This window comes from Pseudomonas sp. Marseille-P9899 (genome assembly GCF_903166565.1).
GTDB lineage: Bacteria > Pseudomonadota > Gammaproteobacteria > Pseudomonadales > Pseudomonadaceae > Aquipseudomonas > Aquipseudomonas huaxiensis.
The window spans coordinates 807,135-818,451 of record NZ_CAESCG010000003.1; the positions used below are offsets into that span (position 1 = coordinate 807,135).

Sequence of the window (11,317 nt, forward strand, 5' to 3'; positions counted from 1 at the left end):
GTGAACATCAATGAGCCTTTCCCTTCGCGACCAATTGCTCAAAGCCGGTCTGGTCAACCAGAAGCAGGTCAAGCAGGTCAATAAAGACCAGAAGAAACAGAAACGCCTGGAGCAAAAAGGCCAGGTCGAGGTCGACGACAGCCAGCAGCGCCTGGCCAAGGATGCGATGGCCGAGAAAGCCGCGCGTGACCAGGAACTCAACCGCCAGCAGCAGGAGAAGGCCGAACAGAAGGCCCGTGCCGCGCAGGTCAAGCAATTGATCGACGTGTCCCGCCTGCCGAAGTTGAACACCGAGGACTACTACAACTTCGTCGACGACAAGAAGGTCAAGCGCATCGCGGTCAATGCCCTGGTGCGCAGCAAGCTGAGCAGCGGCTCGCTGGCCATCGTCGCCCATGGCGGGGGTTACGAGATCATCCCGCGGGAAGCGGCGGTGAAGATCCAGGAGCGCGATCCCCAGCGCATCCTGTTGCTCAACACCCAGGTGGAAGAACCGGATGCCGACGATCCGTACGCCGCCTACGTCATCCCCGACGACCTGATGTGGTAACAACGACAAACCCCGCCTCGGCGGGGTTTGTACTTTCTGGGAGAGCGGGTCAGGACTTCGTCTGCCGGGTTTCCCAGATTTCCAGTTCCATGCGGTAGTGGTGGGCATCGCTTTCGTTGTGGAACATGCCGACCAGTTGGTCCTGCTGGTGCACATCCCAGATGCGCACGCCTGCGGCCACGCCTTCATGGGACAGTTTCGATTCGTCGCGCTCAGTTACTTTGACAGTCATGTGCAAACTCCAAATCCGGTTAACTGCGGCACTCTGTCGCAGGACTCTTTTATAGGGTTTGTTAGCTGGCTGAGTAAATTAAAAGGGCCATGAAAGATGTTTCATGGTTGGCTGGGGAACCGCACCGCAGGCAAAAGAAAACCCCGCACAAGGCGGGGTTTCGGGTGTTGCCGGCAAGCAGGTCGGTCAGTTGCCCTCGACCGCCTTGCCATTCACCGTACCGTCCTGCAGCACGATCACGTATTCCTTGCCGTCGGTCTCGACCTGGCGCAGTTGCACCAGCAGGTAGTCCCAGTCCTTGGCAAACCACAGCTCGGTGATGCGCTTGCTCTGGCTCGGGTCGCGCACGCGCTCGACCTTCACCGCATCGACCAGGCCGGTGCGGGTGGTGACTTTCTCGGTGCCGAGCACGCGGAAGTCGTAGGTGTCGATCTCGTCGCCATCCACAACCTGGTAGCTCACGCTCTTCTTGCCGGCGGCCACGTCATGCTGCAGGGCCAACTGGTAGGAAGACTTGTCCAGCACGCCGCGGTTGAGCGGCAGCTTGACGGCGTCACCACGGTCGCTGCCGGTGATCATCTTGGTCGACCAGTCGAAGTCCAGGTCGACTTTCTTCGCCTTGCCCAGGCCGCCACGTTCGAAGTGGTAGCTCTGCGGCAGCAGGGTGTCCTTGTCCAGAGTCAGGGTGCTTTGCTCGGTCAGGCTGGCGATCATCATCGAAGCCTTGAAGTTCAGGCTCCAGGTGCCGTTGGCATTCTTTTCCAGGCTGCGTTCAGCGGTGCCGCTCATGGGCAGTTGCTTCCAGTCGGCGGTGTAGCTGGCCGAGAACGGTTTCAGGTCGGCTGCCTGAAGCGGCAGCGCGAGCACGGCGAGGGCGAAGAGCAGGGCGCGACGCATAAAATCTCCTAGGGTCGTATCAAGTGGCCGCTGGCCGCCAGGGGCTGGCCGTCCAGTAGAGCACCGTGTTCGCCCAGGCGCAAACGGCCTTCGGCGAACCAGCGCACCGCCAGCGGGTAAATCTGATGTTCCTGGCTGTGAACCCTGTGCGCCAGTGTCTCTGGCGTGTCATCCGGCGCCACCGGAATGACTGCCTGTACGACCAGCGGCCCGCCATCGAGTTCCTCGGTGACGAAGTGCACGCTGCAGCCATGCTCGCGGTCACCGGCTTCCAGCGCCCGCTGATGGGTGTGCAGGCCCTTGTACTTGGGCAGCAGGGACGGATGGATGTTGAGCAGGCGCCCCTCGTAGTGGCGGACGAAACCGCCGCTGAGGATGCGCATGAACCCGGCCAGCACCACCAGTTGCGGCGAGAAGGCGTCGATGCATTCGATCAGGGCCTGGTCGAAGGCTTCGCGGCCGTCGTAGCCCTTGTGGTCGAGCACGGTGGTGTCGATACCGGCATCGCGGGCGCGCTGCAGGCCGTAGGCATCGGCGCGGTTGGAAATCACGGCGCGGATCCGTACCGGGGAATCCCCGGCACGGGCGCTGTCGATCAGGGCTTGCAGGTTGCTGCCGGAACCCGACAGCAACACCACGACATCGCAGGTCTTGCTTGGCATCAGTGCGCCTTGAGGTTCTTCAGCTCGACCTGGGCAGCGCCTTCGGCGGCGACGCCGATCTGGCCGATCACCCATGGCTGCTCACCGGCTTCGCGCAGGACGTTCAGGGCGGTTTCGACCTTGTCCTGGGCAACGCAGATGACCATGCCGACGCCGCAGTTCAGAACGCGGTGCATTTCGTGCTCGTCGACGTTGCCTTGCGCTTGCAGCCAGTCGAAGACCGCCGGGCGTTCCCAGCTCGCGACATCAACCACGGCCTGTGCGCCTTTTGGCAGTACGCGCGGGATGTTGTCCAGCAGACCGCCGCCGGTGATGTGGGCCATGGCCTTCACCGCGCCGGTGTCTTTGATCAGCTTCAGCAGCGGCTTGACGTAGATGCGGGTCGGGGCCATCAGCAGTTCGGTCAGCGGGGTGCCGTCGAGCTGGACTTGCTCGATGTCGGCGCCGGAGACTTCGATGATCTTGCGGATCAGCGAGTAGCCGTTGGAGTGCGGGCCGGAAGACGGCAGGGCGATCAGTGCGTCGCCAGTGGCGACCTTGGAGCCGTCGATGATCTCGGCTTTCTCGACCACACCGACGCAGAAGCCGGCCAGGTCGTAGTCTTCGCCTTCGTACATGCCAGGCATTTCAGCGGTTTCACCGCCGACCAGCGAGCAGCCAGCCAGCTCGCAGCCGGCGCCGATGCCGGTGACCACGGTGGCGGCAACGTCGACGTTCAGCTTGCCGGTGGCGTAGTAGTCGAGGAAGAACAGCGGCTCGGCGCCGCAGACCACCAGGTCGTTGACGCACATGGCGACCAGGTCCTGGCCGATGCTGTCGTGCTTGTTCAGGTTCAGTGCCAGGCGCAGCTTGGTGCCGACACCGTCGGTGCCCGAGACCAGAACCGGCTGTTTGTAGCCTGCCGGGATTTCACAGAGGGCGCCAAAACCGCCCAGGCCGCCCATGACTTCGGGGCGCGCGGTGCGCTTGGCGACGCCTTTGATGCGTTCGACCAATGCTTCACCGGCGTCGATGTCTACACCGGCGTCCTTGTAGCTCAGGGAGGGTTGCTTGCTCATGATCCAGGCCTTTAGGGGGGAGGGATTCGGGGGAATCGACCGTGACCTGCCAGGGAGCGGGGAAAAAGATCCGCCTGCCTGACCGTCGGCGGTCTGCGAAGGCGCGCGATTTTATCAGGGTTGCCCGGCAGCGGCCATCCTCAGGCCGACGGGCTGGACCTGAATCCGGTGAAAAACATCGATTCTCTGCGCGCGGGTGGTTGCCTTGTCACGGCCTGTATAAGGTATAGGAAGGGAAACACCGACCCATGAATGAATTTTGCGCTGCGGCGCGGGTCTTGGCTTCACGCGTCACCTTTCACTTCTTCCTTTATCTGGACAGGAATCCTTCATGCGTTTGCGTTCTTATCTGTTCGGTTGCTGTGTTGCGCTATTCGGCCTCGCTGCTCAGGCCGAGACCGTCAGTGGGCTGTATCAGGTTCGTGAGCCAGTCAGCGGGCAGGGCGCCGAAGCACGTGCCCAGGCGACCCAGGCCGCGCTGGATACCCTGGTGCTGCGCCTGACCGGCGATCCGAAGGCGCCGCAGAACCCGGGCCTTGCGGAGCTTCGCAAGGACCCGCAACAGATCATCAGCCAGTTCGGCACCGAGGCCGGGCCGCCGGAGACGCTGCTGGTGGAATTCGATCCGGGCAGCACCGAGCGCGCGCTGCGCAAGGCGGGTCTGGCGCTGTGGGGCAACAATCGCCCGGCGATCCTCGGCTGGTGGCTGAATGACGGTACCGACGGTTCGAACCTGGTCGGTGACGGCCAGAGCGCTGCCGAGCCGCTGCGCCGCGCCGCGCAACACCGCGGTTTGCCACTGCGCCTGCCACTGGGTGACCTCGACGAACAGCTTGTGGCCACCGCGAAGAATCTCGAAGGCACCGACCCCGCGCCGCTCAAGGCGGCATCCTCGCGTTACGGGGCCGATGCGCTGCTGGCGGTGCATGCCACCGAGGCCGAGGGTAAATGGAGCGGCACATGGCGCCTGTGGCTGGGTGACCAGCGCGAGCAGGGCAAGGTCGAGGGCGCCGACCAGGCCGCCGTGGCCGATGCCGTGATGTTGGCGGTGAGTCAGCGTCTGGCGCCGCGTTTCGTCGTCCGTCCGGGCGCCAGCAGCGAGCAGGCGATCCAGGTGCAGGGCGTCAATCTGGAGCGTTACGCGGAACTTGGCCGAGTGCTGGAGCCGTTCGGCGGCCGCATCATTGAAGTGCAGGGCGATGTCATGACCTGGGAGGCCACCGCCACCGCCGATCAGTTGCGCGCGCAACTGGGGCTGGCGCGCTTGCAGGAGATCCCTGCCGAAGCCGCGCCGGTCGCACCGGTCACCAACCCGGCGGCGCCCGCGGACGCCTCTGGCGCCGCGCCTGCTCCGGCCCCCGCACCGTTCAACGGTCTGCGTTTTCGCTGGTAAGGAGTTGTGGTGATGATAGATGTACGCCGCTGGATGTGGCTTGGCGCGGTGTTTCTCCTGGTCGTGCTGCTGTATTTGCTGCACGGAATCCTCTCGCCGTTTCTTGTCGGGATTCTCCTGGCTTATCTGGCCGACCCGCTGGTGGATCGCCTGGAACGCGCGGGACTCTCGCGCACGGCGGGCGTGGTGGTGGTCTTCACCCTGTTCAGCTTGATCATGCTGACGATGCTGCTGGTGCTGATCCCGATGCTGGCCAAGCAGCTAGTGCGCCTCTATGAATTGACGCCGCAGATGCTCGACTGGTTGGAACACGCGGCGCTGCCGTGGGTACAGGCCAAGCTGGGGCTGGCCGATGGCTTCTGGAAGTTCGACAAGGTCAAGGCGGCGATCGGCGCGCACATGGGCCAGACCACCGATATCGTCGGCGCGGTGCTGGCTCAGGCGACCGCATCGGGCCTGGCGCTGCTCGGATGGCTGGCCAACCTGGTGCTGATCCCGGTGGTGGGCTTCTACCTGCTGCGTGACTGGGACCTGATGATGGCCAAGCTGCGCAGCCTGCTGCCGCGTCAACGTGAAGAGCAGGTGGTGGAGCTGGCGGGGGAGTGCCATGAAGTCCTTGGCGCCTTCGTCCGCGGCCAGTTGCTGGTGATGCTGGCGCTGGGCGTGATCTATGCCTCGGGCCTGATGCTGGTGGGGCTCGAACTGGGCTTGCTGATCGGCCTGTTGGCGGGGCTGGCGGCCATCGTGCCGTACATGGGCTTCATCATTGGCATTGGCGCGGCGATGATTGCCGGGCTGTTCCAGTTCGGCGGCGACATCTATCCGCTGCTGGGGATCGCTGCGGTGTTCATGATCGGCCAGATGCTCGAAGGCATGGTGCTCACGCCGCTGCTGGTGGGCGACCGCATCGGCCTGCACCCGGTGGCGGTGATCTTCGCGATCCTCGCCGGCGGCGAGTTGTTCGGATTCACCGGTGTGTTACTGGCGTTGCCGGCGGCGGCGGTGATCATGGTGCTGCTGCGTCATGCGCACGACTTCTATAAAAGGTCGGACATGTATGGCGAGAAAATAGACCCCGACCTTTAAGTAATGGCTAAAGGCTTGCACCGTGCCTGAGTGTCCGGCGCAAGCCTTTGATTTTCCTTGTGGTCTTCGCTCATTGTGCGACTGACGTCACGGGTATAGACTTTGCAGACTTTTACCAAGGGCCCTTTGCGGTTCCTCGCAACCGCCCAGCCAGCATGAAACCGATCCAGTTGCCCCTGGGTGTGCGTCTGCGCGATGACGCCACCTTCATCAACTACTATCCGGGTGCCAACGCCGCCGCACTGGGCTACGTCGAGCGACTCTGCGAAGCCGACGCCGGCTGGACCGAGAGCCTGATCTACCTGTGGGGCAAGCAGGGCGTCGGACGTACCCACCTGTTGCAGGCGGCCTGTTTGCGTTTCGAGCAGATGGGCGAGCCGGCGGTCTACTTGCCTCTGGCGCAATTGCTCGACCGTGGCGTCGAACTCCTGGATCACCTCGAACAGTACGAACTGGTCTGCATCGACGACCTGCAGACCATCGCCGGCAAGCCGGAGTGGGAAGAGGCGATGTTCCACCTGTTCAACCGCCTGCGTGACAGCGGCCGGCGCCTGTTGATCGCGGCCTCCAGCTCGCCGCGCGAACTGCCGATCAAACTCGCCGACCTCAAGTCGCGCCTGACCATGGCGCTGATTTTCCAGATGCGTGCGCTGTCCGACGAAGACAAGCTGCGCGCCCTGCAATTGCGGGCTTCGCGTCGCGGCCTGCACATGACCGACGAGGTCGGGCACTTCATTCTCACCCGCGGAACTCGCAGCATGAGTGCACTGTTCGACCTGCTGGAACGCCTCGATCAGGCGTCGCTGCAGGCGCAACGCAAGCTGACCATCCCGTTTTTGAAAGAGACGTTGGGCTGGTAAACAGCGTCCCAGAGCCTCGGCACATAAAAGTCACATTTTTTTCGATTGAATTTGCAAATCAAATCGATAGAAGGCATAGTCTCGGCTCCTTTGAATTCCAGACACGGTCGTGCCCATGCTAAATCGCTTCGCACCCCTCGTGCCCCTCGCACTCGTGACACTGCTTTTCGGCTGCGCTGCCCACAGCCCGGTTTCGCAACAGCAAGATCACAGTTCCATCGCTGCCAAGGTCGCCACCCAGCCTTCCGCCGACGTTTCGGTGTTCGAAGAAGAGCTGGCCACCGAGGAAGAACTGGAACAATTCTCCTCTTCCAAGCCTTATCAACTGCCGGTGCTGGCTGACAGCATCCTCGAGCGTGGCATGTCTCTGATCGGTACCCGCTACCGCTTCGGTGGCACCTCCGAGCAGTCGGGCTTCGATTGCAGTGGTTTCATCGGTTATCTGTTCCGCGAAGAAGCTGGCATGAACCTGCCGCGCTCCACCCGCGAAATGATCAACGTCGATGCCCCGCTGGTCTCGCGCAACAACCTCAAGCCGGGTGATCTGCTGTTCTTCAGCACCAACGGCCGCGGTCGCGTCAGCCACGCCGGTATCTACCTCGGCGACAACCAGTTCATCCACTCCAGCAGCCGTCGCAGCGGTGGCGTGCGTATCGATAGCCTCGGCGATCGCTACTGGAGCAAGACGTTCATCGAAGCCAAGCGCGCGCTGGCAATGGCACCGACCACGCTCTCGCGCAACTGATTCCTTCGTAGCGTCATGTACACGGCGACGATGCTGAAAAGCTCGTCGCCGTGCGTGTTTACAGAAAGCGTCTAATCTTGATTCTCACCACTTTGCCGGCATCCAGCCGGGCAGCTTCAGACAGGATGTTCTGACGATGTCGATAATGGCGCGCTTAGCGGTATTGTCCCTGGCGGCACTGATCAGTGCCTGTTCCAGCCACGCCCCGACCCCGCCCCAGGTGGTCCAGCCGGCGTTCACTTCTCCTCAGGTGTATTTCTCCCCGGTTGCCGAAGATGTGCTGTTCCGCGCGCTTGGCCTGGTGGGCACACCCTATCGCTGGGGTGGCAACACGCCGGATGCCGGTTTCGATTGCAGTGGCCTGATTGGCTACGTCTACCGTGACGCCGCGGGCATCGCCTTGCCGCGCTCGACCCGCGAGATGATCGTCATGGGCGCCCCGAACGTGTCCCGCGACGCCTTGCAGTCCGGTGACCTGGTGTTCTTCGCCACCAACGGTGGCAGTCAGGTCAACCATGCGGGCATCTATGTCGGCGAGGGGCGCTTCGTCCATGCGCCGTCCACGGGCGGGACGGTGCGGCTGGACTATCTGTCGAACAACTACTGGCAAAAGTCCTACCTCAACGCCAAGCGCGTGTTGCAAGGCAACCATCTGGCGCACAACCCCTGATTCCGCCGAGGTAAGCGATGACCGGTCAGACGCTTTACCTCGACGACGCCCTCTACGATTACCTCCGGCGCGTTTCCCTGCGCGAGACGCCGTTGCTCACGCGCCTTCGTGCTGAAACCGCCGCGCGGCCGAACTCCAATTGGCAGGTAGCCCCCGAACAGGGTCAGTTGCTGGCGCTGCTGGTGCGATTGAGCGGTGCGCGCAAATTGATCGAGGTGGGCACCTTCACCGGTTACAGCGCGTTGTGCATGGCCGAAGCCCTGCCAGCGGAGGGCGAATTGCTGTGCTGCGACCTGCCGGGCGACTACCACGACATCGCTCGCCGCTACTGGCGGGAGGCGGGCGTGGAAAGCCGTATCGAGCTGCGCCCTGGTCCGGCGTTGGACACCCTGGCGACGCTGGCGGACGGCGCGTTCGACTTGATCTTCATCGATGCCGACAAGGCCAACTATCCACGCTACCTCGAAGAAGCCCTGCGCCTGCTGCGCCAGGGCGGCGTCGTGCTGTTCGACAACACCTTGTGGAGCGGCCGGGTGCTGCAGGCGCAGCCCGACAGCGACGACACCCGTGCCATCCAGGCCTTGAACCTGGCGCTGCGTGACGATGTGCGGGTGGATTTGTCGCTGCTGCCGCTGGGTGACGGCCTGACGCTGTGTCGCAAGCGCTGAACGTCCTCAAGGCGCCTTGCTGACCCGCCAGATCACATTGCCCACGTCGTCGGCCACCAGCAGCCCGCCGCGCTGATCGTTGATCACCCCCACCGGCCGGCCCATGGCCTTGCCGTCGTCATTGAGGAAGCCGGTGAGCAGATCGATCGGTTTGCCCGCTGGTTTGCCCGTGGTACTGAACGGCACGAACAGCACTTTGTAGCCACTGTGCGGCTTGCGGTTCCAGGAGCCGTGCTGGCCGATGAACGCGCCCTGGTCGAACGGCGGCGGCAGGACGCCGGGCTCAGCGAAGGTCAGGCCCAGAGACGCGGTATGTGGGCCGACCGCGTAGTCCGGGGCGATGGCCTTGGCCACCAGGCTCGGGTCCTGCGGTTGCACGCGCACATCCACATGTTGCCCGTAATAGCTGAACGGCCAGCCATAGAAACCGCCGTCGCGCACCGAGGTGATGTAGTCCGGCACCAGATCGCTGCCGATTTCGTCACGCTCGTTCACCGCCGTCCACAGTTGCCCGCTGCGCGGTTCCCAGGCCAGGCCGTTGGGGTTGCGCAGGCCTGAGGCGAAGATTCGGTGGCTGCCGGTGGCCGGGTCGATTTCCCAGATCGCCGCGCGGCCTTCTTCCTTGTCCAGGCCGTTCTCGGCGACGTTGCTGTTGGAGCCGACGGTGACGTAGAGCTTCTTGCCGTCGCGGCTGGCAATCACGTTCTTGGTCCAGTGGTGGTTCAGCGGGCCGCCGGGCAGCTCGGCGACGACTTCGCCGGGCGTGTTGATCACGGTGGCGCCGGTTTCGTATTTGAAGCGCAGCAGGCGATCGGTGTCGGCCACATAGAGGTCGTTGCCCACGAGGGTCATGCCGAACGGGGAGTTGAGGTTTATCAGGAAGAGCGTGCGGGTTTCGGCGATGCCGTCGCCGTCGGTATCGCGCAGCAGGCTGATGCGATTGGCGCTGGGGACGGCAGCACCCGCGCGGGCCATGACCTTGTTCATCACCCAGCCCTTGATGCCCTTGCCGTCCTCGGGTTTTGGCGGGGCGTTGGTTTCCGCCACCAGCACGTCGCCGTTGGGCAACACGTACAGCCAGCGCGGATGGTCCAGGCCGCTGGCGAAAGCCGCCACCTGGGTGCCGGGCGCCGCGACGGGCTTGGCGCCTTTCGGCCAGCCGACCGCAGGGGCGATGTTGACGGTGGGGATCAGCGTCTTGTTCGGTTCCGGCAATTGCGGGGTCGGGCCGCTGCCGTCGGTGACCTGGAGCCGGGCGGTTTCACCGCAGGCGCTCAGTCCGGTGGTGATGGCCAGTAGCAGGGCGATGCGTAGTGAAGACATGAGCGACTCCTCGGGGAACGGGTCCTTACAAGGAGTCAGAGGCGGATCGGAGGAGGGAGGTTCAATCGCCGGGGCCGCAAGGCGACCCCGGCAATCCTCAGGCCTGCTTCAACAGCAGGGCAACCCCGGGATAGTACTGGCCGAACTCGTCGTGCAGCTTTCGATAGCCATACGGGAAACACCAGGCAATAACGCAGGCGTTGTGTTTTTGCAGGTCGTCGACCAGGTCCTGCAATTCTTCGGGGCTGGCATGCTGGCCCAGTTTGCACGGGCTGGCGAACAGCGCGGCGATCTTCAACTGGCTCGGGTAGGCGACATTGCGCGCGCTGGCGCTGACTTCCTGCAAGGCCGGGCTCAGGTCCAGCCGGCCGACCTTCGGCCAGCGCTGGCTGGCATGCAGGTACGCCGATTCATCGCGGCTGGCGATCAGCAAGTCGCAGCGGGCACCGCGTTCGCCTTCGTCGCGCTGTTTCTTGCTCTGGAAATCCTGAAGGGTGACCAGCTCGGCTTGCCAGATGGCTGCCGAGAGGATCCCGAGGTTGCCCTGGAGCCCTTGCCAGTAAGGTCCTTCGTTGTCGCCGAGGGTCTGGTTGAAGCGTTCGATGCATTCGCCCCAACGCTCCAGCGCCGGGCGCAGGAATTCCAGGCGAGGATTGTTGATGATCAGGCCTTGCATGCTGCTCTCCTTTCGTAATTGTTGTACGAGTACAGCGGAAAACCGTGGCACTTTGATATCACTCGACTGAGTGTTGCACAAGACGACAGAAACGCCATCGGTCGCCTCGTACCGGGCGCCTTTCATTGACGCTCCGGGTCCAACCCTCTAACCTTTGCGGCTTGTTTCAGGTGCTCTGTGGCCCGCCGGCCGACAGGGTGAAACAGGGAAGCCGGTGAGCACGCCAGACGTGCGATTCCGGCGCTGCCCCCGCAACGGTAAATGAGTCAAGGCTGCGCATGGCCACTGGGTGTCGTCACCCGGGAAGGCGCCCGGCCAGGATCTGAAATCCGCTCATGAGCCCGGAGACCGGCCTGCAAACAGTCAACGGCATCACGGAGGGTGATGCGCGGTTTTTCGGGTCTTGCCGCCCGACTCCTGCGCGTTCCGTGTGCCACCACCCCTTCATCTGTCGTTGCCCCCAGCCTTGTCGCTCCAGCGGACAAGCCGCGCCGACA

The 11,317-nt window shown here is 63.5% G+C and carries 13 protein-coding genes and 1 riboswitch; of the genes, 7 read left to right on the plus strand and 6 right to left on the minus strand.

From position 1 onward, the window contains the following. The first annotated feature begins 10 nt into the window (after positions 1–10). On the plus strand, positions 11–550 hold the full coding sequence (locus tag HWV67_RS19405; RefSeq protein WP_110969159.1) for a DUF2058 domain-containing protein: 540 nt from the start codon (positions 11–13) through the stop codon (positions 548–550). Positions 551–599: 49 nt separating this feature from the next. Here the strand turns inward: HWV67_RS19405 and HWV67_RS19410 are convergent, their stop codons facing one another. The 4 genes from HWV67_RS19410 to purM all read right to left on the minus strand — a co-directional run bounded on the left by HWV67_RS19410 (position 600) and on the right by purM (position 3,399). Then, complete coding sequence (locus HWV67_RS19410; protein ID WP_095155401.1) at positions 600–782, minus strand: hypothetical protein; 183 nt, start codon at positions 780–782, stop codon at positions 600–602. Positions 783–968: 186 nt separating this feature from the next. Continuing rightward, complete coding sequence (locus tag HWV67_RS19415) at positions 969–1,679, minus strand: DUF3108 domain-containing protein (protein ID WP_175652406.1); 711 nt, start codon at positions 1,677–1,679, stop codon at positions 969–971. 8 nt (positions 1,680–1,687) lie between these two features. Beyond that, the gene (gene purN / locus HWV67_RS19420; RefSeq protein WP_175652407.1) at positions 1,688–2,341 is read right to left on the minus strand and encodes a phosphoribosylglycinamide formyltransferase; all 654 of its coding nucleotides are present in this window, start codon (positions 2,339–2,341) and stop codon (positions 1,688–1,690) included. Beyond that, positions 2,341–3,399, minus strand: a complete 1,059-nt coding sequence (purM, locus tag HWV67_RS19425; protein WP_110969163.1) for a phosphoribosylformylglycinamidine cyclo-ligase — start codon at positions 3,397–3,399, stop codon at positions 2,341–2,343. The genes purN and purM overlap by 1 nt, the downstream gene beginning before the upstream one ends. Positions 3,400–3,730: 331 nt before the next feature. Between purM and HWV67_RS19430 the strand changes: the two genes are divergently transcribed. The 6 genes from HWV67_RS19430 (at position 3,731) to HWV67_RS19455 (ending at position 8,821) form a co-directional block, all read left to right on the plus strand. Further along, on the plus strand, positions 3,731–4,792 hold the full coding sequence (locus HWV67_RS19430; protein ID WP_175652408.1) for a DUF2066 domain-containing protein: 1,062 nt from the start codon (positions 3,731–3,733) through the stop codon (positions 4,790–4,792). Positions 4,793–4,804: 12 nt separating this feature from the next. Continuing rightward, positions 4,805–5,878: an AI-2E family transporter gene (locus HWV67_RS19435; protein ID WP_175652409.1), complete on the plus strand. Its 1,074-nt coding sequence runs from the start codon at positions 4,805–4,807 to the stop codon at positions 5,876–5,878. A 155-nt stretch (positions 5,879–6,033) separates the two neighbouring features. Next, on the plus strand, positions 6,034–6,738 hold the full coding sequence (hda, locus tag HWV67_RS19440; protein WP_095155407.1) for a DnaA regulatory inactivator Hda: 705 nt from the start codon (positions 6,034–6,036) through the stop codon (positions 6,736–6,738). Between the two features lie 115 nt (positions 6,739–6,853). Beyond that, the gene (locus HWV67_RS19445; RefSeq protein ID WP_175652410.1) at positions 6,854–7,483 is read left to right on the plus strand and encodes a C40 family peptidase; all 630 of its coding nucleotides are present in this window, start codon (positions 6,854–6,856) and stop codon (positions 7,481–7,483) included. Positions 7,484–7,619: 136 nt separating this feature from the next. After that, on the plus strand, positions 7,620–8,153 hold the full coding sequence (locus tag HWV67_RS19450) for a C40 family peptidase (RefSeq protein ID WP_110969167.1): 534 nt from the start codon (positions 7,620–7,622) through the stop codon (positions 8,151–8,153). A gap of 17 nt (positions 8,154–8,170) precedes the next feature. Beyond that, positions 8,171–8,821: an O-methyltransferase gene (locus HWV67_RS19455; RefSeq protein ID WP_175652411.1), complete on the plus strand. Its 651-nt coding sequence runs from the start codon at positions 8,171–8,173 to the stop codon at positions 8,819–8,821. Positions 8,822–8,827: 6 nt separating this feature from the next. Here the strand turns inward: HWV67_RS19455 and HWV67_RS19460 are convergent, their stop codons facing one another. After that, on the minus strand, positions 8,828–10,144 hold the full coding sequence (locus HWV67_RS19460) for a PQQ-dependent sugar dehydrogenase (RefSeq protein WP_175652412.1): 1,317 nt from the start codon (positions 10,142–10,144) through the stop codon (positions 8,828–8,830). 97 nt (positions 10,145–10,241) lie between these two features. Next, a complete protein-coding gene (locus tag HWV67_RS19465) occupies positions 10,242–10,820 on the minus strand; it encodes a hypothetical protein (RefSeq protein WP_175652413.1) in 579 nt (192 codons plus the stop codon). 151 nt (positions 10,821–10,971) lie between these two features. Continuing rightward, positions 10,972–11,191, plus strand: a riboswitch (cobalamin riboswitch). Positions 11,192–11,317: the final 126 nt, after the last annotated feature.